At 61.0% G+C, this 20,460-nt stretch carries 18 protein-coding genes; 12 read left to right on the forward strand and 6 right to left on the reverse strand.

All coding sequences use genetic code 11. From position 1 onward, the window contains the following. Positions 1 to 74: 74 nt before the first annotated feature. Positions 75 to 1,271 (forward strand): DUF3142 domain-containing protein, encoded by a 1,197-nt coding sequence (locus tag K9857_RS06145; RefSeq protein WP_224533956.1) that lies wholly within the window; start codon positions 75 to 77, stop codon positions 1,269 to 1,271. Then, entirely contained in the window at positions 1,258 to 3,372 is a 2,115-nt protein-coding gene (locus K9857_RS06150) for a hypothetical protein (RefSeq protein ID WP_224533957.1), read from the forward strand. Before K9857_RS06145 ends, K9857_RS06150 begins: the two co-directional genes overlap by 14 nt. A 3-nt stretch (positions 3,373 to 3,375) precedes the next feature. Here the strand turns inward: K9857_RS06150 and K9857_RS06155 are convergent, their stop codons facing one another. Next, positions 3,376 to 4,005, reverse strand: coding sequence for a LysE family translocator (locus K9857_RS06155; protein WP_224533959.1), 630 nt, complete (start codon positions 4,003 to 4,005; stop codon positions 3,376 to 3,378). Positions 4,006 to 4,150: 145 nt separating this feature from the next. On the opposite strand from K9857_RS06155, the gene K9857_RS06160 reads away from it, so the two are divergent. The 6 genes from K9857_RS06160 (at position 4,151) to cfaB (ending at position 12,232) form a co-directional block, all read left to right on the forward strand. Beyond that, positions 4,151 to 4,624 (forward strand): Lrp/AsnC family transcriptional regulator, encoded by a 474-nt coding sequence (locus tag K9857_RS06160; RefSeq protein ID WP_224533960.1) that lies wholly within the window; start codon positions 4,151 to 4,153, stop codon positions 4,622 to 4,624. A gap of 254 nt (positions 4,625 to 4,878) precedes the next feature. Then, the gene (gene hflK, locus K9857_RS06165) at positions 4,879 to 6,837 is read left to right on the forward strand and encodes a protease modulator HflK (protein WP_224533961.1); all 1,959 of its coding nucleotides are present in this window, start codon (positions 4,879 to 4,881) and stop codon (positions 6,835 to 6,837) included. Beyond that, positions 6,834 to 7,892: a protease modulator HflC gene (gene hflC, locus K9857_RS06170; protein ID WP_224533963.1), complete on the forward strand. Its 1,059-nt coding sequence runs from the start codon at positions 6,834 to 6,836 to the stop codon at positions 7,890 to 7,892. The genes hflK (K9857_RS06165) and hflC overlap by 4 nt, the downstream gene beginning before the upstream one ends. Next, complete coding sequence (hflK, locus tag K9857_RS06175) at positions 7,889 to 8,947, forward strand: protease modulator HflK (RefSeq protein WP_224533965.1); 1,059 nt, start codon at positions 7,889 to 7,891, stop codon at positions 8,945 to 8,947. Before hflC ends, hflK (K9857_RS06175) begins: the two co-directional genes overlap by 4 nt. Beyond that, positions 8,944 to 10,854: a cation-translocating P-type ATPase gene (locus tag K9857_RS06180; protein ID WP_224533966.1), complete on the forward strand. Its 1,911-nt coding sequence runs from the start codon at positions 8,944 to 8,946 to the stop codon at positions 10,852 to 10,854. Before hflK (K9857_RS06175) ends, K9857_RS06180 begins: the two co-directional genes overlap by 4 nt. Positions 10,855 to 11,044: 190 nt before the next feature. Beyond that, positions 11,045 to 12,232 carry a C17 cyclopropane fatty acid synthase CfaB gene (gene cfaB, locus K9857_RS06185; RefSeq protein ID WP_224533967.1) on the forward strand — a complete coding sequence of 396 codons (1,188 nt, stop codon included), beginning with the start codon at positions 11,045 to 11,047 and terminating at the stop codon, positions 12,230 to 12,232. A gap of 6 nt (positions 12,233 to 12,238) precedes the next feature. Here cfaB and cls read toward each other — a convergent pair whose 3' ends face one another. Further along, positions 12,239 to 13,678 (reverse strand): cardiolipin synthase, encoded by a 1,440-nt coding sequence (gene cls / locus K9857_RS06190; protein ID WP_224533969.1) that lies wholly within the window; start codon positions 13,676 to 13,678, stop codon positions 12,239 to 12,241. Positions 13,679 to 13,809: 131 nt separating this feature from the next. On the opposite strand from cls, the gene K9857_RS06195 reads away from it, so the two are divergent. Then, positions 13,810 to 14,331, forward strand: a complete 522-nt coding sequence (locus tag K9857_RS06195) for a DUF3617 domain-containing protein (RefSeq protein WP_224533971.1) — start codon at positions 13,810 to 13,812, stop codon at positions 14,329 to 14,331. A 78-nt stretch (positions 14,332 to 14,409) separates the two neighbouring features. On the opposite strand, the gene K9857_RS06200 is transcribed toward K9857_RS06195, so the two are convergent. Both K9857_RS06200 and folE2 read right to left on the reverse strand, forming a co-directional pair. After that, positions 14,410 to 15,309, reverse strand: coding sequence for a His/Gly/Thr/Pro-type tRNA ligase C-terminal domain-containing protein (locus K9857_RS06200; RefSeq protein WP_224533973.1), 900 nt, complete (start codon positions 15,307 to 15,309; stop codon positions 14,410 to 14,412). Positions 15,310 to 15,406: 97 nt separating this feature from the next. Next, positions 15,407 to 16,306, reverse strand: a complete 900-nt coding sequence (gene folE2 / locus K9857_RS06205; protein WP_224533975.1) for a GTP cyclohydrolase FolE2 — start codon at positions 16,304 to 16,306, stop codon at positions 15,407 to 15,409. A 110-nt stretch (positions 16,307 to 16,416) separates the two neighbouring features. Here folE2 and zigA point away from each other — a divergent pair, with 110 nt between their 5' ends. Further along, a complete protein-coding gene (gene zigA / locus K9857_RS06210) occupies positions 16,417 to 17,622 on the forward strand; it encodes a zinc metallochaperone GTPase ZigA (protein ID WP_224533976.1) in 1,206 nt (401 codons plus the stop codon). Between the two features lie 5 nt (positions 17,623 to 17,627). Here zigA and K9857_RS06215 read toward each other — a convergent pair whose 3' ends face one another. Further along, entirely contained in the window at positions 17,628 to 17,984 is a 357-nt protein-coding gene (locus K9857_RS06215) for an NADH:ubiquinone oxidoreductase (protein WP_224533977.1), read from the reverse strand. 26 nt (positions 17,985 to 18,010) lie between these two features. On the opposite strand from K9857_RS06215, the gene K9857_RS06220 reads away from it, so the two are divergent. Next, entirely contained in the window at positions 18,011 to 18,976 is a 966-nt protein-coding gene (locus K9857_RS06220) for a CobW family GTP-binding protein (RefSeq protein ID WP_224533983.1), read from the forward strand. A 41-nt stretch (positions 18,977 to 19,017) separates the two neighbouring features. Here the strand turns inward: K9857_RS06220 and K9857_RS06225 are convergent, their stop codons facing one another. After that, complete coding sequence (locus K9857_RS06225) at positions 19,018 to 19,422, reverse strand: DUF3301 domain-containing protein (protein WP_224533985.1); 405 nt, start codon at positions 19,420 to 19,422, stop codon at positions 19,018 to 19,020. Positions 19,423 to 19,541: 119 nt separating this feature from the next. On the opposite strand from K9857_RS06225, the gene pdxY reads away from it, so the two are divergent. Further along, positions 19,542 to 20,414, forward strand: a complete 873-nt coding sequence (pdxY, locus tag K9857_RS06230; protein WP_224533987.1) for a pyridoxal kinase PdxY — start codon at positions 19,542 to 19,544, stop codon at positions 20,412 to 20,414. Positions 20,415 to 20,460 lie beyond the last annotated feature (46 nt).

Genomic DNA, 20,460 nt, shown 5'->3' on the forward strand with positions numbered 1-20,460 from the left:
CATCAGCGCCGTCTTTCTATTCCCCACCTACGTTAGACTCGCGACTCGGCCAAACAGAAGGGATCGGGAGTTCTATGCATTTTTACCTGCGCCTGTCGGCATTGCTGATGGCGCTTGCATTGCTGGGCGGTTGCGAGAGAAAAGACGCACCACCGTTGGAGCAGCAACTCTACGTTTGGCAGCGGCAATGGACGGCAAACCATGAAGCGGCGCTGAACGAAAGCCGTGCCGATTTTTCGACCTTGCGCGTGTTGGCCTTGCAGGCTTTTCCCAAGGCGGGCTGGACGCGGGCGCGGATCGATCCGGCTCTGCTCAAGCAGGATGGTCGTTCGCTCATCGCGGTGATTCGCCTCGATGGACAACTCCCTACGTTGGATCAGCAAGACATCACCACGCAGATTCTGCAGTTGATCAACGATTGGCAAGGGCAGGGCCTGAACCTTGCCGGCGTGGAAATCGATCACGATGCGGGTAGCGCCCGGCTGCCGGCCTACCGCGAATTTCTGAAGCACTTGCGCGCGGCGCTCCCCGCCTCGATGCCACTGAGCATCACTGCATTGCCAGCCTGGCTCGACAGTCCAGAATTGCCCGCGTTGCTATCAACAGTCGATAGCAGTGTGCTGCAGGTTCATGCGGTGACCGATCCTCGTCGTGGCCTGTTCGATCCGGATCAGGCCCGTCGATGGGCAAAGGCCTGGAGCAGCATCACGGTGAAACCTTTCTATCTGGCTCTGCCGGCCTACGGCGTCGCGCTGTTGCCGAGCGTCAATGGTGCGCCTGTTGTGGAAAGCGAAGTCAGCCTCGAAAGCGATGGTAAACGTCGAGAGCTGATGGCCGATCCCCAACAACTCAGTCAGCTCGCCAGCGAGTTGCGTACTGATCCTCCGTCCCATCTTGCCGGCCTGATCTGGTTTCGCCTGCCACTGGCCAACGACCGCCGTGCCTGGAGTCTGACAACATTGCGCGCCGTGGCTCGAGGTGACGCGCTGCAAAGCCAACTCAAGGTGAACCTGTCTTCGCAACAAGGACTCTATGACATCGGTCTGCGCAACGAGGGCAATATGGACAACGCCTGGCCCGAACGCCTCACATTAAAAGTGCGCGATTGCGAAGGCGCCGATGCGCTGGCCGGTTATACATTGCAACAAGATGCGGATCTGCTTACCTTCACCCGCCAGCGCGAAGGTCGGATTGGCGCCGGCGGACAGCGCGCTATCGGCTGGGCGCGCTGCGCAAACATAGATCAAGGAGAGTCGAATGTTCACCCGTAACTGGTCCCGCCAATTGCTGTGCCTGAGCCTGAGTCTGCCATTGGGTTCGGCGTTGGCGTGCGGCCCCGACTTTCCGATGCGCTTGCTCGACAACCGCAATCAGTCGTTGGCGGAATTGCCCGAGGGCAACTTCCGGTTCGAGATCAATCGGCTGGGCCAGGCGATCAGCGGACTGAAAGAAGTCGCCGAAGTGACCTATGGCCTGGAAGCGGCTGACTATGTCGAACAGCGCAGCCTGGCCGAGGAAGAGGGGCTGAGCGCGGAACAGCAGGCGTTGGTCAAACAGTTGCGCGCATTGATGGATGCACATCAGGTCGAGGTTCAGGGAGAAAGTCTGCCTGCCGAGCTGCGGTTGTATCTGGCCGGCGCTGTGGCCTTTGCTGCCGGTGACCACAGGCTGGCGGCGGAGTATTTCCACAAGGTTCTGGATTTGCCGGCGGACCAGCGCACGTTGCGCAGCACCTGGGCCGCTTACTCGCTGGGCCGGGCGTTGTTCGCCATGAGTACGCAAGCAGGGGCGGGGCCAGACCTGCTCGCGCAATCGCGCAAGGCTTTCGAGCAAGCCCGGCAACTGAGCGCCGACGGATTCAGTGATCCGTTGGGCCTGGGTGTCGCCAGCCTCGGTGAAGAGGCGCGAGTGGCCCGCACCGCAGGTGACTGGAACAGCGCCATCGAACTGTATGCCACGCAAAACCGCTACGGCTCGACGGTGGGCTACACCTCGTTGAAGCTGTTGATGGCGGATCTGGCAGCCATGTCTGAGGATCAATTGGCCGAGTTGCTCAAGGGCAAACCCGTACAGCAGTTGGTGACCGCCGGTTTGATCAGTCGCCTGGGCTGGTCGTTCGGCGATCAACCGCCGGGCGAACAAAAGCTCATCAAGCTCCTGCAAAACAGCACCCGAGGAAGTCTCGATAATGCCGATCGCCTGGCGGCGATGAATTATCAACAGGGCGATTACGCCAGTGCCAAGGCGTTCCTCGAACACGCCGGTGATGGTGGGCTGGCCTGGTGGTTGCGCGCCAAACTGGCAGTACGCGACGGCGACAAGAATGCCGCGGCCGCCGCGTATGCGAAGGCGGCCCAGGCTTTCCCGCAGAACGAATCCTGGGGTGAACGACGCACGCCAGACTGGGCCTTCGAAACCTTGCAGCCCAAGTGTCGTGTCGACTGTGAAAGCGCAATTCTGGCCCTGCAACGCGGTGATTACCTGCAGGCGTTCGATCAGCTTTATCGCAGCAAGGACATCTACTGGTTCGATGCCGCTACCGTTGCCGAGCGGGTGCTGACCACCGACGAACTCAAACATTATGTCGACACTCAGGTGCCCGCGCCGCCAGCGCTGACCCAGCAGGATCGCGACAACTATGTGCCGCTGCCGGTCGCCGCCAAACTGCGCAATCTGCTCGGACGGCGTTTGTTGCGCGAGGAACGTTACGAAGAAGCGCCCGCGTATTTCGACAACGCCGATTTGCAGGCCAAGGCCAAGTGGTATGGAGAGCTGCGTCAGGACGCCGAATCCAAATGGTGGCCGAGCAAGCGGGCGTCCGCTTATTACCAGGCCGGGTATCTGGCTCGCTTCAACGGCATGGAGTTGCTGGGCTACGAGATGGCGCCGGACTTCGCGACCTTCGAAGGCAACTACAGCCTGGAAACCACCGAGTTGAAAGTCGGGCCTTTGATCGCCGAGGGGGAAGTGCAGCGACAGAACGCCAGCGTGGCAAAACCGGACGAGCGCTTTCATTACCGCTACGTCGCCACGGCACTGGCGAACAAGGCTGCCGATCATTTGCCCCACAGCAGTCAGGCGTTTGCGGCGGTGCTGTGCAAGGCGTCGATGTGGGGGACCAGTCTTCAGGAGCAAAGCGCGTTCTATCAACGCTATGTCGAGAACGGCCCTTACGTTGTATGGGCCGGTGATTTCGGTCATCAGTGCCAGGATCCCAAATTCCAGGATGCCGACAAGCGCTATGTGACAGAGCCGATCGATGCGGCGCGCTCGGCGCTGCGACCCTACAAGAGGCCGTTGCAGATCGGTGGTGGGCTGGCAGTGGTCGCGGCGGCGCTGTTGTTGATCAATCGCCGCCGCAAGTCCCGCTAGGGCTCACGTCTGTTGAAAAAGGCTCAGTCGCACGGCGAAGCCGATCAACAGGCTGCCGAATAACCACTGCTGTACACGTTGTGCCGATGGACTGCGTTGCAGCCATCGGCCAAGGGCGACACCGGCCAAAGCGTAAGCGCTGTCGAACAGTAAGCCCACCGCGACCAGCACCACACCCAGCGTTGCGAATTGCCTCAGCACCGCTCCTGCCTGTGGATCGATGAATTGTGGCAACAGCACCGAGCAGAACAGCAGGGCCTTGGGGTTGAGCAGGTTGGTGAGCAAACCGCGTTGTACCGCCTGCCGGTAGCGCGGTTTTTCTTTGACTGTGTCTGCGTTATTCAGGCTTGGCAGCAGCGACGTGCGCAGGCACTGAATGCCGATCCATAACAGGTAAGCGGCACCGCCCAGACGCACCACATCGAAGGTCCAGGGCGCCGCCTTGAACAGCGCCGCCAGCCCCAAGGCCGCCAGTGCGACATGACAACCCCGGGCAATCGCCAAACCTGCGGCAGTGGCCAGCGCCGCGCCTCTGCCCTGTCGGGCACCGGTCTGCAGCAACAGGATCATGTCCGGCCCCGGCAGCAGATAAACCACCGCCAGCGCCATGAAAAACAGCCACAGACCCGCCATGTCACACCCCATTCGTTGTCGATTCGGTAGGGCCAGTCTATGCCGCAAGGGCAGGGCAGGTGCTTGCGTAGTTCGCTTCTAATGGGTTGTGGATTGGCATAACCTGCCACGTAATTCACATCAAACTATCAGGATCTGCCAAGCCATGAAACTCGACGCTTTTGATCGCAAGATCCTCGCCGCGCTGCAACGTGACGGACGCCTGAGCAACGTGCAGTTGGCTGACGAGATCGGTCTGTCAGCTTCTCCCTGTTTGCGTCGCGTGCGGATGCTGGAAGAGGCGGGGGTGATTCGGGGTTATCAGGCCAATCTGGATCGCGATGAAGTGGGGCTCGGTTTGACGGTGTTCGTCGGGGTGAAGGTCGAGCGCCATAACGATGAACAGGCCGAAGCCTTTCGCCAGGCTGTGACGGCATTGCCCGAGGTGATTTCGGCGTTCCTGGTATCGGGAGAATCGGATTTCCTGTTGCAGGTCGTGGTGCCGGATCTGCGAGCCTATGACCGGTTTCTGACCGGAAGCCTGCTCAAGTTGCCGGGGGTGAGCGATATCCGCAGCAATTTTGCGATCCATACGGTGAAGGCGCCGGGGGGGTTGCCGCTGGAGCATTTGCCGCTTTAGACCGCGTCGCCTGCATTCGCGAGCAAGCCCGCTCCCACCTTTGATTTGCGTCGAACACAAATCCAATGTGGGAGGGGGCTTGCTCGCGAATACGGCAGATAAATCACCATCATTTGGAGAAGGGGAAAACGCACCTCCTATCGCCACCTCTTCATTTTTCGTTGAATCACGTTTTTCGTTCGCAGCTTCAGCAACGCGACAGCTTTGCCGTCTTTAGATAGTCCGAACGTGAACGGTCCGGGCGCTGGGGTGGTATGCAAGTCGATCTCGAAGTGGAGGGAACGCAGGTAGCTGAGCTACCGCGTTTTCAGCAGGCGATTTTTCAAGGCCGTCGATTGCGTCAGATGCTGATTGGCTGCGGTGTGTTGGTGGCCACGGGGCTGGTGGTGGGGTTCTTTGTCGGGCTGTTTGCGCCGCAATCCCTGTGGCCGGCGTTGCTGTTCAATCAAAGCGCTGCGCTGCTGGTGGTCGCGTCTGCCCTGCAATCGGCCAGGTTTGTCAGCCTGTGGCGGGCACGGGCGATGAATCCTGTGGAACCTGTAGCCGACATCCAGGAGACAGATGGGCCGCTAGGTTGGTACGAGCAACTGCTGGACCGCCTGGGGCAGCGATGGATTCATCTGCTCAGGCAGATCGGTGCACCGACGTTGTGGCTCGGCGGCTGGGCATTACTGGCGCTGGCAAGTGTCGAGCAGGTCTGGAATCTCGGTTTACCGCCCGCGGCAACGGGCCTGTCGGCCACTGTCGGCGCAGCGATCGCGCTGCTGCTGGCGTTCGCCTTGCTGGTGCTGGAACGTCACCTGGCTCAGGAAAACCCCGCGCAATGGCCTGAGGCGGGCGCCCTGGCGCAGATGGTCCGAGTGGCGATCATCAGCCTGGTGCTGGGTGTATTGTGTCTGCTGTTCGCCAGCGAATCCGCTATCTGGCCGGTGCGCCTCGCGGTACTGATCGGCCTGTTGCCGGGCCTGGTCGCCGCTGAATTGTTGTTGCGCGCGGTACTGTCATTGTTCAGTCCGCGGCGTGAGCAACTGGAGCCGACACTGCTGGCCCGCAGTTTTGTCGCCGACATGCTGCGTTGGCCGCCCCAGCCGTTGCTGGCGTTGCAGCACGAATTGCACAACCGCTTCGGCATCGACCTGCGACAGATCTGGGCCTTCACCTACATGCGCCGCGCTTTTTTTCCGGTGATGAGCGTCGTGGCTGTGGTCGGTTGGTCCCTGACGGGCATTCACGAAATCCCGCTGCAAGGGCGGGGAATCTACGAGCGTTTCGGCAAACCGGTCATGGTCTTCGGTCCTGGTCTGCACGCCGGTTTGCCCTGGCCGCTGGGTCGGGTGCTGAGTGTCGAAAACGGTGTGGTCCACGAACTGGCCACCAGCGTGGGTGAAACAACCGCGCCGGTGATGGCCGAACCGGCGGAAGGTCCGGCGCCGATCACGGCCAATCGCTTGTGGGACGCAAGCCATGTGAACGACAAATCCCAGGTGATCGCCAGCAGTCGTGGCGAGCAGCAGAGCTTTCAGATCGTCAACATGGACGTGCGTTTCGTCTATCGCATCGGTCTGAGCGATCAGGCGGCACTGGCGGCCACCTACAACAGTGCAGATGTGCCGACGCTGATTCGCAGCACCGCCAGTCGCGTTCTGGTCCACGATTTCGCTTCGCGCACCTTGGACGGTTTGCTCGGTGAGGACCGGGTAGGGCTTGCCCAGGAGATCGGCCGCGCGGTGCAGGCCGATCTGGAGAAGCTCGACAGCGGTGTGGAAATCCTCGCTACGGTCGTCGAGGCGATTCATCCACCGGCCGGCGCCGCCAATGCCTATCACGGTGTTCAAGCTGCACAGATCGGAGCCCAGGCGTTGATCGCCCGCGAACGTGGCGCCGCCGCTGAAGCCACCAATCAGGCGCAATTGCAGGCCAGCATCGCCCGCGATCAGGCCACGGCCAACGCGCGTGAAATCAATGCCGGTGCGCAAATCGCCGACCTCAAGTTCAGCGCTGAACAAAAAGCCTACGCCAATGCAGGCCAGGCCTTCGTGCTGGAGCAGTACCTCAGCCAACTCTCCCAGGGTTTGGCCAACGCCAAACTGCTGGTACTCGATCACCGTCTGGGTGGCAGCAGCAATGCGCCGACCATCGACCTGCGAAATTTTACGTTGCCGGCTGACCCTGCATCGTCGCGTAAAACCGCTCAGCCAGGAGCCTCCAATTGAGCCAGTCGCCCACTTCAGATCACGGCCACGATCACGATGACCACAGCGGTCATGATCATGGCCATGGTGGACATCAACATCATCACGGTCACCACCACCATCACCACGGCGATCCGCAAGACGCTGGCCCTTTCCCTTGGCGACGCATGGGGTGGGCCGCGTTGCTGGTGGCATTCGCCGTCGCTGCTGCCAGTCTGGTACAGGTCAGGTCGGGGGAGGCGACGGTGATTACGCGCTTCGGCAATCCGTCGCGAGTGTTGCTCGAGCCCGGTCTGGGCTGGCGCTGGCCGGCACCCTTCGAGGCGGCGATTCCGGTTGATCTGCGCCTGCGTACCACTTCCAGCGGCTTGCAGGATGTCGGTACCCGGGACGGTCTGCGCATCATCGTTCAGGCCTACGTGGCCTGGCAGGTTCAGGGCGATCCGGACAACGTGCAGCGCTTCATGCGCGCCGTGCAGAATCAGCCGGACGAAGCGGCGCGGCAGATTCGCACCTTCGTCGGCTCGGCCCTGGAAACCACGGCCAGCAGTTTCGACCTGGCCGATCTGGTCAATACCGACGCCAGTCAGGTACGTATCGCCGACTTCGAAGCTCAGCTGCGCCAGCAGATCGATCAGCAGTTGCTGACCACCTATGGCGTGCGAGTGTTGCAAGTGGGCGTCGAGCGTCTGACCCTGCCCTCAGTGACCCTCACCGCCACGGTGGATCGCATGCGCGCGGAGCGTGAAACGATAGCCACCGAACGCACCGCCATCGGCAAACGAGAGGCGGCGCAAATCCGTTCCGCCGCCGAGCGTGATGCCCGAATCGTGCAAGCCGATGCCACGGTGAAAGCGGCGGACATCGAAGCGCAATCCCGGGTGGAAGCGGCGCAGATTTACGGTCGCGCCTACGCCAGTTCGCCTCAGCTTTATAACTTGCTGCGCTCCCTCGATACCCTGGGCACGGTGGTCACGCCGGGCACCAAATTGATTCTGCGTACCGATGCTGCGCCGTTCCGCGTTCTGGTGGACGGCCCGCCGAGCCTCGACAACAAATCCGGATCGCAACCATGAGTAGCGTTCCACGTGGAACACATGAGTTGAGCAGCCCCTGGATTCAGGCCGGGCGTCTGGCATTTTTTGCCTTGTACGCCGTGACGGCGTTGGCCGCTTTGGCTTGGGCCTTCTCCAATGTGCGACAGATCGATCCGCAGGATCGCGCGGTGGTCCTGCACTTCGGTGCGCTCGATCGCATCCAGAATGCCGGCCTGCTGTTGGCGTGGCCGCGACCCTTCGAGCAGGTCATCTTGCTGCCAGCGGCGGATCGGGTGATCGAGCGTCGAGTGGAAAATCTGCTGCGCAGCGATGCGGCGTTGCAAGCCGATCGCGCCGCCAGTTTCGCCACCCCGATAAGCGATGCGCTGGCGGGCTCCGGGTATCTGCTGACAGGTGACGCGGGTGTGGTTCAACTCGATGTGCGGGTCTTCTACAAAGTCACCGATCCCTATGCATTCGTGTTGCAGGGTGAACACGTGCTGCCGGCATTGGATCGGCTCGTCACCCGCAGCACCGTGGCACTGACGGCAGCGCGGGATCTGGACACCATCCTCGTGGCACGCCCGGAGCTGATCGGATCGGACAATCAGGCGGCGCAAAGGCGTGAGCGTTTGCGTGGCGATTTGGTGCGAGGCATCAACCAGCGTCTTGCCGAGTTGTCGGCGACGGGGCAGGGGCTGGGCATCGAAGTGGCGCGGGTGGATGTGCAATCGAGTTTGCCCGGCCCTGCGGTGAACGCTTTCAACGCGGTCCTGACGGCCAGTCAGCAAGCGGACAAGGCGGTGGCCAACGCGCGAACGGAGGCCGAGAAACTCACCCAGTCTGCCAACGAGCAAGCGGATCGCACGCTGCAAGTCGCCCATGCCCAAGCCAGTGAACGATTGGCCAAAGCCTCCGCCGACACTGCCACCGTCCTGAGCCTGGCGAAGGCTCAGCAGCAGGGCACCGACCCGCAGATGCTGCTGCGAATCTACCGCGAGCGGATGCCGAAAATTCTCGGTCAGGCAGGCTCGGTCACCACTGTCGATCCCAAAGACGATTCCCGCCTGATCATCCAGGGAGCTGCACAATGACTACGCAAACCGCCGCTGCACCGAGCTTGTTGTCCTCGACCGAACAACGCAGCGCCGCCCGCCAATTGACCCTGGCCATGCTGGCGCTGGGGCTGCTCGCACTTGGTCTGATCTGGCGCTGGCTGACGCCCGAGCAGAACGACGTCAGTCAGTTGTTGCTGGGTGTTGCCTCCGTGCTGGTGGCCGTGCCGGTGATGCGTTCGGCGTGGTTCAGCCTGCGTTATCCCAGCCTGCATGGCATCACCGATCAACTGATTGCACTGGCCATGCTGGGTGCCTGGGCGACCGGCGATCTGCTGACCGCAGCGTTGCTGCCGATCATCATGATCTTCAGCCACGTGCTGGAGGAGCGCAGTGTCATCGGCTCCCAGGAAGCCATTCACGCGCTCGGCAAATTGACCCGCAGCCACGCGCGCAAGGTTCAGGCCGATGGCTCCATCATTGAAGTCGACAACGGCACCTTGAGGGCTGGCGATCGGGTGGAGGTGCGCGCCGGAGATCGGGTGCCGGCCGATGGCCTGGTGCTGTCCGGCCAGGCAAGTCTGGACACCGCCTCCATCACCGGCGAATCGGTGCCGGTGGAGGCGCACGCCGGGATGACGGTGTTCGGCGGGGCGATCAATCTCGATGGCCTGCTGCACATCGAAGTGACCCGCACCGGGCGTGAATCGACCCTCGGTAAAGTCATCGCCCTGATGCAGAACGCCGAGCGTTCCAAGCCGCCGATCACCCGACTGCTGGAACGTTATGCCGGCAGCTACATGGTGCTCGTGCTGTTGCTGGCGGCGGTGACCTGGTTCATCACCAACAACGCCCAGGCGATGCTGGCGGTGCTGGTGGCGGCCTGTCCCTGCGCGCTGGTGTTGTCGGCACCGGCCACGGCAATTGCCGGGGTGGCGGTGGCTGCGCGCCACGGGATCCTGATCCGCAGCTCGGCGTTCCTCGAAGAGCTGGCTGACCTCACATCGCTGGTGGTCGACAAGACCGGCACGCTGACCTACGGCACCTTGCGCCTGCAATCCATCGACAGCCCACTGAAAGACCACGGGCCAGTGCTCAGGCTCGCCGCCAGCCTTGGTTCGGCCAGCAGTCATCCGGTCAGCCGCGCGCTCGCTGGGTTGGCGACCCCGGAGCAGTTTCTGCCGCTGACGGATATTCATGAGCGCCAGGGGCTCGGCGTGGTGGCTGAGACCCCGCAAGGTGAGGCGGCGCTTGGACGGCCCGAGCTGTTCAACCAGTTGAAGATTGCGACCTCGGCGATTCCCGAACACGACGGCCCGATTGCCGGGCTGGCGCTAAACGGCGAATTCCTCGCCTGGCTGTTGCTGGCCGACAGCGTGAAACCCGAGGCCCGGTTTGCCCTGAACGAGCTGCGCGAGCTTGGCCTGGGTCGGCAACTGTTGCTCACCGGTGACCGGCACAGCGTGGCGCACACACTGGCGCGGGATGTGGCGATCAGCGATGTCGAGGCCCAGGCGTTGCCCGAAGACAAACTCAACCGCGTGCTGAAAGAAATCGGTAACGGTTTTCGGCCTATGGTGGTGGGGGATGGCATCAACGATTCGCTGGCCCTCAAGGCCGGTGTGGTCGGTGTGGCGATGGGAGCAGGCGGCGCGGACATTGCCTTGGCATCGGCTGACGTCGTGCTGATCGGCAGTGATTTGCGCCGTCTCGGCACCTGCGTGCGCTTGAGCCGCCAGTGCCGGAAAACCCTGCAGGTCAACGTGATCATCGGCCTTGGATGGACCCTGGCCATCGTCGCTTTCGCCGCGTTCGGCTGGCTTGGTGCGGCCGGGGCGATGATCGCCGCGGTGTTGCATAACCTCAGCACGCTGCTGGTGCTGGGCAACGCCGGCCGCTTGCTGCGTTTTCAGGAGCCGCTGCTCAAGCTTAACGGCGAGTCTTGAATGAAGAAAAATTTACCGAACTGTTAATAACGCCCGTAGTCATCTACCGTAAGAGTGATCATTTTTGTGAGTTCACGCGGGTCCAACGGTAGCGCCAGACCCATAGAAATGCGCTATTAATTCGATAGGGAGCTATTTTTCAAGGATGGTCTAACCTCTCAGCAGACGTCTGAACCCAGGGGGATATTCCATGCTCGCGCAACTTCCACCGGCCTTACAGAATCTGCAGCTTCCGCTTCGCCTGCGACTCTGGGACGGCCACGAGTTCAATTTGGGGCCCACGCCCAGCGTTACGATAGTGGTGAAGGATCCCAGGATGGTGACCGAGTTCACCCATCCAAGCCTGGACTCGCTGGGAGCTGCATTTGTCGAAGGCAAGCTCGAGCTGGAAGGCTCCATCAGTGACGTGATCCGCGTCTGTGATGAGCTCAGCCAGGCGCTGCTGGATGAGGACGGTGATACGAACACCATTCGTACCGCCCACGACAAGGCAACCGACGCTGCGGCAATTTCCTATCACTACGACCTTTCCAACGATTTCTATCAGCTGTGGCTCGACAGCGACATGGCCTATTCCTGTGCGTATTTCGAGACCGGCAGCGAAAGCCTCGAACAAGCCCAGCAAGCCAAGTTTCGCCATCTGTGTCGCAAATTGCGCCTGCAGCCGGGTGAGTACCTGCTGGATGTGGGTTGCGGTTGGGGCGGATTGGCGCGGTATGCGGCCCGTGAGTTTGGCGCGAAAGTATTCGGTATTACTCTGAGCAAGGAGCAACTGGCCCTGGCCCGCGAGCGGGTCAAAGAAGAAGGCCTGGAAGATCAGGTCGAATTGCAACTGCTCGATTACCGCGATCTGCCTCAGGACGGACGTTTCGATAAAGTGGTCAGCGTGGGTATGTTCGAGCATGTCGGCCACGCCAACCTGGAGGAGTACTGCAACATTCTGTTCGGCGCGGTGAAAGAGGGCGGTCTGGTGATGAACCACGGGATCACCGCCAAGCACACCGATGGTCGCCCGGTGGGGCGAGGCGCCGGTGAATTCATCGAGAAATACGTATTCCCCAACGGCGAACTGCCGCATCTGTCAATGATCTCCGCCAGTATCAGCGAAGCGGGGCTAGAGATTGTCGATGTCGAGAGCCTGCGCCTGCATTACGCACGCACCCTGGATCACTGGAGCGAACGTCTGGAAGACAACCTGGAAGCGGCTGCCAAAATGGTGCCGGAACAGGCGTTGCGCATCTGGCGGCTGTATCTGGCCGGTTGCGCGTACGCGTTCGCCAAGGGCTGGATCAACCTGCACCAGATTCTGGCGGTGAAGGCCCACGCCGATGGCAGCCATGAACTGCCATGGTCTCGGGACGACATCTATAACCCCTAGGCCGCGTTAGAGAATGGGCGAGATAAGCCGGGCGATCCGCATGCCGACCTGTTGCAGGCGGTGGGTCTCCCGGCTTTCTTCCTTGGCGATCTCGTGGGCCTGAGCGAAATCGTCGTTGAGCATCTGCTCCACCTTGGCGGCAAAACCGCTGTCGACGGTCAGCAACATCACCTCGAAATTCAGCCGGAACGAGCGATTGTCCATGTTGGCACTGCCGATCGCGCTGATCTCATTGTCGATCAACACCACTTTCTGATGCAGGAAGCCGGGTTCGTAGCGGAACACCCGCACACCTGCTCGCACGGCTTCGAAGGCATAAAGGCTGGAGGCGGCGTAGACGATGCGGTGATCGGGACGGGAGGGCAGCAGGATCCGCACATCGACCCCACGCAGCACGGCCAGGCGCAGGGCGGCGAATACCGCTTCGTCGGGGATGAAATAGGGGCTGGTGATCCACACCCGTTCGGTGGCGGCGTGAATGGACTCGACGAAGAACAGCGAGCAGGTTTCATAGGGGTCTGCCGGGCCGCTGGCGAGCATTTGGCACAGCACACCGTCGTCGGGGTACACCTCAGGGAGGATCAGCGGCGGCAAGGAGCGGGCGGCCCAGAACCAGTCTTCGGCAAAGGATTCCTGCATGCTGGCGACCACCGGACCGCGGACCTGCACATGGGTATCGCGCCACGGCGCCAGAGGCGGTTTTTCACCCACGTATTCGTCCCCGACGTTGTGTCCGCCCACGAAGCCCAGAATGCCGTCGACGACCACGATCTTGCGGTGATTGCGGAAGTTGACCTGGAAGCGGTTCAGCCAGCCGCTGCGTGTGGCGAAGGCCTTGACCTCGACGCCCCCATCGCGCAGCGCCTGGACATAACTGTGGGGAAGAGAGTGGCTGCCGATGCGGTCGTAGAGCAGGTGAATCGTCACGCCTTGAGCGGCTTTCTCCAGCAGGAGTTTTTGCAGGCGCTGGCCGAGGCGGTCATCGTGAATGATGAAGAACTGGACCAGCACCGCTTCCTTTGCCTGGCTGATGGCATTGAAGATCGCATCGAAAGTGGCGCGGCCATTGATCAGCAACTTCACTTCGTTGTTGGCCAGGCACGGCATACGCCCAAGCTTCGGCATGGCCCGTAGCGACGCGTAGGCATTGGAGGCGCGGGCTGTGAGCGCTTCTTCCACCCAAGGCCGCCAGTTGAGCTCCGAGACGGCTTTGCGCATCTGTTCATTGGCCTGGCGCCGGGCCTTGATGTAGCCGTCGAAGGTGCTGCGGCCGAACACCAGGTAGGGGATGAGCGTGAGGTAGGGCATGAAGATCAGTGACAGGGCCCAGGCGATCGAGCCCTGGGCGGTCCGAACGGTCAGCACGGCATGGATCGCCGCAATGGTCCCGAGCGTGTGCAGCAACGCGATGGTGTAACCGAAAATATGCGGTCCGAAATAATCCATGGGGCAGCCTTGCTCCTGAAGATTCAATGCGTAACAGACCATGTTCCGGGCAGAATGTCGCTATTTAATTGGCCTATGAACCGAAGCCCGTGGCCGGCGTCTAACGGCCACTACTGATCAGGAGTTACACGATGAACGTTCGTCTGCTGGGTTTGGCCATTACGCTGGGTTTGGCACTTCCTGTGGCTGCTCAGGCGCAGATGCTGCAGCCGGGTTTGTGGGAATTGACCACCAGCAACATGAAGGTCGATGACCAGAACCTGCCCGATCTGCAACTGATCCTGGGTCAGATACAGAGTCAGATGACCCCTGAACAGCGCGCACAACTGGAGAAGCAGGGCATCACCATGGGCGGCAAAGGCATTCGCGCCTGCCTGACGCCGGAACAGGTCAAGAGTGACGACATCCCGCTGACCGACCCGCAATCGGGCTGCACGCAGCAGATCACCGAGCGCACGGGCAACCAGTGGAAATTCCGCTTCAGCTGTCCGAAGGCGCAGGGTGCGGGTGTGGCGACGTTCCTCAGTGACCGTGAGTTCACCACCAAGGTCAACGGCACGTTCAATGCCACGGGGATTCAGCAGAAGGGTAGCCTTGAGAGCCGGGCGGTGTGGTTGGGGCAGGATTGCGGGACCGTTAAACCGCGGGCTTAAGAGCTTCGCGGGCAAGCCTCGCTCCTACAGGTTCAGCGTATCCGTGTAGGAGCGAGGCTTGCCCGCGAAGACGTCATCTCAGACACCACCAACCCCCGGCTGCCCCAGCCACTCACACACCGCCTCGACCTCCATCCTGCCCAGATCCTCCCCGCTACGACTGCGGACACTGACAAACCCGCCTTCCTTTTCCTTCTCTCCGACCACCACCAGATACGGCACCGTCTGACTGTGCTGACGGATCTTGTGATGGACCTTCTCGTTGCGCAGATCGGCCAGGGCACGCACGCCGCTGCGGCGCAGGCGTTCGGTAATTCTGTGGGCGTAGTGGGTCTGACGGTCGTCCATGCTGACCACCATCACGTGGGGTGGCAGACGCCATTGCTGCAGCTCCTGATGGCTAGACCAGCAAGTGCCATAGATGCGTTGTTGCAGGGTGCCGCTGATGTGATCCAGGGCGAATGCCTGCAAGACACGGGTGGTGGGGACGTGTGGGCCCTTCGTCAGGTAATCCGTGTCGCCGAGGCGGTACAGGGATGGATCGTCGGCAGAGGGGAAGGAGGATTGGCGTCGGCGAATGGAATGATTGGTTGCCGACAGCGATTGCATGCGCCGCTCGATAGGCAGCAGATCTGTCGTGGTCAGAGGTCGCTCGACCGTGAACTCGCAATAGAACCCGTCCCCCAGTTCCGAACCGGTTCGCCATTGCGTATGGGTATGCAATTGCTTGACGGCCATCGCCAGCATCAGTGCGCAGGAGCGGCGCAGTATCTCCAGTCCATCGGGCTCCTGTGGTGTCACGATGGAGACCCGGGCATTGGCGTTAATCAGGTATCCGCAATCCACCAGCACGCCATCCACCCGACCTGCGACCGCCGCATTGGCCAGTCCCGAGCCAATGCTTGCCGCAATCTCATGCACGCTCAGCGGCTGATCGTATTCACGCAATGAACCATCTGGCAGGGTGATCTGGATCATGGTTATTGTTCTCTGCTTCGATCACATGCCCATAAACCTTAGAGGTATTTGGTAGCTGGTGTCATCTAGACGTTTGTCGGAACGCAGCCGGTAGCCATCATGAACCTATCTCGCGATTCCAGCGACTCTCAGCGACCGCGTCGTGGGCGTGGAGGCTTTCGGCGTGTACGACCCGAATGTGGAAACTGCTGATGCCCGGCGAGCGTTTCATGGCCTGATTCAAACGTCGCGCGGCGTCTTCGCAAAACATCAGGTTCTGGCCGTTGGCCAATGCGAAGGCCTGTTCATCCGCACGCTTCACAGCGGTTTGCACAGCGGTGCCGAGCGCAGCTTCGGCATCATTGATCAGCGGGATTAACGGCAGGTTATCCAGATAGTCGTCCAGGCGCAGATTCAAATGTGCGGTGCTGCGTTGACTGTGGGGCGTGGCGACGATGCCTTTGGGCGAGCCAAGCCAGGCCAGGACTTCGGCGTGATTCAGTGTTCGGTTGGGAAAATCCTCGGCGAATTGCCGTTGGATCAGCTGCCGGGACAAGGCCGCGGAGCAGGGGCACGTCGAGGAATAAGCCACCTCTATTTTTAGTTCCACGTGGAACATCGCGTTTTCCAAACGGGCTTCGATGCTCACGGGATAGGTTTTCCATCCTGCCAAATCGCTGATCAGCGCCGGCCTTTTCAACATTAATTGGCTGTGGATTTTCAGGAAGGCGCTGCTCGACAGTCCCTCATGGCTGCTGAGGAATTGCTCCAGAAGTCGTCGCAGCAGAGCCGGCGAAAGGCTTTCGTGCTCAAGCATTTCCAACGCCAGATAGAGCCGCGACATGTGAATGCCCCGCGCTTCACCGTTATCAAGACTCACCCCCGCGTCGATTTTGGCGGGCAAGCGCTCGCCGTCAAACAACACAGGAAGCGCAATGCCGCACATGCCAACCCATTCCAGAGGCAGGGTTTGGTGAGAGGCTTGAGCGGCGATGTCCGGGAGAGTGAGTGCGTTCATGGCAGGTCCACAATGTAGGTCATTCAATGTAACACTATAACAACATGTGGTTACACTATAACATTGTGTGAGCCCGACATTTCGACCGGGAGCCTGTGAGGAACATCCAAATGCCTAATCGTTTGCCCGTTACGGTCCTGTCGGGCTTTCTTGGAGCAGGGAAAAGTACACTTCTTAATTACGTACTACGTAACCGTACTAACCTGCGTGTTGCTGTAATCGTCAATGATATGAGTGAAATCAACATCGACGGCACCGAGGTCCAGCGCGATGTCAGCCTCAACCGTGCTGAAGAGAAGCTGGTGGAGATGAGCAACGGCTGCATTTGCTGCACCTTGCGCGAAGATTTGCTCGAGGAAGTGAGCAACCTCGCCCGGGAAGGTCGCTTTGATTATCTGCTGATCGAATCCACCGGCATTTCCGAGCCGTTGCCGGTGGCGGAGACCTTCACCTTTCGCGATGAAAAGGGTCAGAGCCTCAGCGATATCGCCCGCCTGGACACGCTGGTTACCGTGGTGGACGGCCTGAATTTCCTGCCCGATTACCAGGCAGCGGAAAGCCTGGCGTCCCGGGGTGAAACCCTGGGCGAAGAGGATGAACGCGCCATAACCGAACTGCTGATCGAGCAGATCGAATTCGCCGACGTCATCCTTATCAGCAAGATCGACATGATCGGCAGCCAGCAGCGCGAGGAGCTGATAACGATCCTCGCACGGCTCAATCCAGAGGCCGAGATCATCCCCATGGTCATGGGCGAAGTGCCGCTGGAGAAGATCCTCAACACCGGTCGCTTCAACTTCGAAAAAGCCGCGCAGGCGCCCGGCTGGTTGCGGGAGCTACGCGGCGAACACGTACCGGAAACCCAGGAATACGGCATCGCCTCCCGCGCTTACCGTGCGCGTCGCCCGTTCCATCCACAGCGCTTCTTCGACTTCATCGACGGCCCGTGGCTCAACGGCAATCTGCTGCGCTCCAAGGGATTCTTCTGGCTGGCGAGCAAACCCCAGCACGCCGGCAGCTGGTCCCAGGCAGGCGGGATGATGCGCCATGGGTATGCCGGGCGCTGGTGGCGTTTCGTGCCGAAGGAGCAGTGGCCGCAGGACGAGGAAAGCACCGCAACCATCATGAAAAACTGGACGGCCGACTCCGGTGATTGCCGCCAGGAATTGGTGTTCATCGGCCAGAACATCGATTTCGAACAGCTGACCGCCGAGCTGGACGATTGCCTGCTGACCGACGAGGAAATGGCGCTGGGGGCCGAGGCCTGGCGGTTGTTGCCGGATCCGTTCGGTCCCTGGTTCGATGAGGCGGCCTGAGGGATTCAGGGCTTGAGCCAGGTTCCCTGGCTCTGAGCTTCACAGAAGGGCTTGAGGTACGCCGCGTCCGTGGCGACGCCGTAATAGTGAATATCCTGCCGGTAAGGCATATTGGCGACTTGAGCGTTGCTGCACACACCGAACGCGCCGCCCGGGCACTGATCGACGTACTGCACCTCGACTTTCTGCCCGGCCAGGGTGGGCTGGCAGAAGCCGTCGGCGAACAGTTTTTCCGGGATGTTGCGGTTCTGCTGACAGACTTTCACGTCGAGCCGCTCCGCCTGGCTGTGTACCACGCAGGCCTGGGCCAGTGCTTCGCCGGACACCAGCGTGAGCAACAACGACAATCCCATCCACCGCATCTTCACCTCCTCAGAATCCTTCAATCATGCTGCAGAACATCCCCACCCACGTCATCGCAGGTCCCTTGGGGGCCGGCAAGACCAGCCTGATCAAGCACCTGCTGGCGCAGCGCCCGGACGGTGAGCGCTGGGCGGTGCTGATCAACGAATTCGGCCAGATAGGTATCGACGCAGCATTGCTCACCAGCGACGCCGATGGTATCGCACTGGGGGAAGTGGCCGGGGGCTGTTTGTGTTGCGTCAATGGCGCGCCGTTTCAAATCGGGCTCGGTCGATTGCTGCGCAAGGCACGGCCGGATCGGCTGTTTATCGAGCCATCCGGGCTGGGGCATCCGGTGCAATTGCTCAGTCAACTGAGTGAAAAACCGTGGCAAGGTGTACTAAACGTACTGCCAAGTGTACTGGTTTTGGATGCTCAGGCTCTCATTTCGGGCAAGTCGCTACCACAGGCGCAACAGGATGCGCTGGTCAGCGCTGGCCTGCTTTTGATGAACAAATCGGAAAACCTCAGCGAGGCAGATCGCCAGCACCTGATCAAACAGCTACCTGTACGGCCGGTGTACTGGACGCAGCAGGCGGCGATGCCATTGAGCCAGTTGCCCGGTCTGGCTGCTCAGGCTGTCGCGGGCGTGGATAACGTTGCGCTGCCCAAAGGCCTGGCGCAGTTGCCAGCGGTGTGGACCGATCCGACGCAGCCGATTTGCCTGAGTCAGGTGCAGGAGGGCGGCTGGAGCATTGGCTGGCGCTGGCATCCGAGCCAGCGGTTCGATACAGCGCGGGTTGCTCAATGGCTTTCCAGCCTTGCCTGGCGGCGGGCGAAGCTGGTTATCCACAGCGACGCGGAATGGCAGTCTGTGAATGCAGTGGATAACTCGGGGCTGGAATGGAAGGCCAGCGAGTGGCGGCAGGATTCACGAATCGAGCTGATTTTCAGTGAGCCGCAGGAGGTAGAAACATTGCAGAAAGGGTTGGACGACTGTCGGTTGGGGTGAAATCAAAAGATCGCTGGCGGCGATCTTTCAATTCAAGGGCTTCACTTGCTGTGTTCTTGCCGCCAATGGCTCAGTTCGACCACATTGGCGCTGTGCTTGACCACATCCACCACCGGCGGCGTATCGTCGAAAGGCATCGGGTAGGGCGCCAGTTCGATCTGCGCGCTGTGGGCGCCGAACTGGGTGATGGTGCCGTTATGACGGGTTTCGCCGGTCACGGTGAATTCGAAGTTATACACGCGAGCCAGGCGCCGCTTGCCGCGTCCGTCCTTGATGAAGGCGATTTTTTTCAGCGCCACGTTGCCGTCCAGTAACTCGACTCCCAGGTTGCTGCAGTGCTGCTTGACCCGCTCCAGAGCGCGTTCGCGCAAACCGTGGTTGTGCCACAGCCAGGCGCCGGCAGTGGCGAACAGCATCAGCACGAAAATATTTCCAAGGGTCAACATCAACAGGGTGCTCCAACATGAGAGTGTCAGCTTAACTGCGTCGCCGGTCTGTCGTACAGGCTGCGTTTCGTCGCATACTGCCCCGCTCGAATTTCAATCGTTTTACGGAAACTCACCGCATGAAACGCACGCCCCATCTGCTCGCTATCCAGTCCCACGTGGTGTTCGGCCACGCTGGCAACAGTGCCGCGGTTTTCCCGATGCAGCGGGTCGGGGTCAATGTCTGGCCGCTGAACACGGTGCAATTTTCCAACCACACCCAGTACGGGCAGTGGACGGGCGAGGTGCTGGCTCCGCAGCAGATCCCCGATCTGGTGGATGGCATCGCGGCGATCGGCGAGCTGGGCAACTGCGATGCGGTGTTGTCGGGTTATCTGGGCAGCGCCGCCCAGGGCCGCGCCATCCTGACGGGGGTGGCGCGCATCAAATCGATGAATCCCAAGGCGCTGTATTTGTGCGACCCGGTGATGGGGCATCCGGACAAAGGTTGCAGCGTGCCGGCGGAAGTCAGTGATTTCCTGCTCGAGGAGGCCGCTGCGGTGGCGGACTTCATGTGCCCCAACCAGCTGGAGCTCGACAGCTTTGCCGGGCGCAAGCCGCAGTCGCTGTTCGATTGCCTGGCGATGGCTCGGGCGCTGCTGGCGCGTGGGCCGAAGGCGGTGGTGGTCAAACATCTGGATTATCCGGGGAAAAACCCGGAGTTCTTTGAGATGTTGCTGGTGACGGCCGAAGGCAGCTGGCATCTGCAGCGTCCGTTGCTGGCGTTTCCTCGGCAGCCGGTTGGCGTTGGCGATCTGACGTCCGGTTTGTTTCTGGCGCGGGTGCTGCTGGGTGACAGCCTGGTGGCGGCGTTCGAGTTTGCCGCGTCGGCGGTGCATGAGGTGTTGCTGGAGACCCAGGCCTGCGCGAGCTACGAGCTGGAGCTGGTGCGTGCGCAGGACCGGATTGCTCATCCGCGAGTGCGGTTTGAGGCGACCTCGATCAGCCTTTAAAAGCTTCGCGGGCAAGCCTCGCTCCTACGGGATTGTGCATACCTGT

It is taken from the genome of Pseudomonas sp. REP124, assembly GCF_020164475.1.
In the GTDB taxonomy this organism is placed as follows: Bacteria; Pseudomonadota; Gammaproteobacteria; order Pseudomonadales; family Pseudomonadaceae; genus Aquipseudomonas.

Bases quoted from the DNA above. Each gene is read 5' to 3' on its own strand.
- K9857_RS06225 (WP_224533985.1), bottom strand. From the start codon at position 19,422: ATGTTGACCCTTGGAAATATTTTCGTGCTGATGCTGTTCGCCACTGCC.
- hflK (WP_224533965.1), top strand. From the start codon at position 7,889: ATGAGTAGCGTTCCACGTGGAACACATGAGTTGAGCAGCCCCTGGATT.
- zigA (WP_224533976.1), top strand. From the start codon at position 16,417: ATGCCTAATCGTTTGCCCGTTACGGTCCTGTCGGGCTTTCTTGGAGCA.
- K9857_RS06215 (WP_224533977.1), bottom strand. From the start codon at position 17,984: ATGCGGTGGATGGGATTGTCGTTGTTGCTCACGCTGGTGTCCGGCGAA.
- folE2 (WP_224533975.1), bottom strand. From the start codon at position 16,306: ATGAACGCACTCACTCTCCCGGACATCGCCGCTCAAGCCTCTCACCAA.
- pdxY (WP_224533987.1), top strand. From the start codon at position 19,542: ATGAAACGCACGCCCCATCTGCTCGCTATCCAGTCCCACGTGGTGTTC.
- K9857_RS06160 (WP_224533960.1), top strand. From the start codon at position 4,151: ATGAAACTCGACGCTTTTGATCGCAAGATCCTCGCCGCGCTGCAACGT.
- K9857_RS06200 (WP_224533973.1), bottom strand. From the start codon at position 15,309: ATGATCCAGATCACCCTGCCAGATGGTTCATTGCGTGAATACGATCAG.
- K9857_RS06180 (WP_224533966.1), top strand. From the start codon at position 8,944: ATGACTACGCAAACCGCCGCTGCACCGAGCTTGTTGTCCTCGACCGAA.
- K9857_RS06220 (WP_224533983.1), top strand. From the start codon at position 18,011: ATGCTGCAGAACATCCCCACCCACGTCATCGCAGGTCCCTTGGGGGCC.
- K9857_RS06150 (WP_224533957.1), top strand. From the start codon at position 1,258: ATGTTCACCCGTAACTGGTCCCGCCAATTGCTGTGCCTGAGCCTGAGT.
- cls (WP_224533969.1), bottom strand. From the start codon at position 13,678: ATGGATTATTTCGGACCGCATATTTTCGGTTACACCATCGCGTTGCTG.
- K9857_RS06145 (WP_224533956.1), top strand. From the start codon at position 75: ATGCATTTTTACCTGCGCCTGTCGGCATTGCTGATGGCGCTTGCATTG.
- cfaB (WP_224533967.1), top strand. From the start codon at position 11,045: ATGCTCGCGCAACTTCCACCGGCCTTACAGAATCTGCAGCTTCCGCTT.
- K9857_RS06195 (WP_224533971.1), top strand. From the start codon at position 13,810: ATGAACGTTCGTCTGCTGGGTTTGGCCATTACGCTGGGTTTGGCACTT.
- hflK (WP_224533961.1), top strand. From the start codon at position 4,879: ATGCAAGTCGATCTCGAAGTGGAGGGAACGCAGGTAGCTGAGCTACCG.
- K9857_RS06155 (WP_224533959.1), bottom strand. From the start codon at position 4,005: ATGGCGGGTCTGTGGCTGTTTTTCATGGCGCTGGCGGTGGTTTATCTG.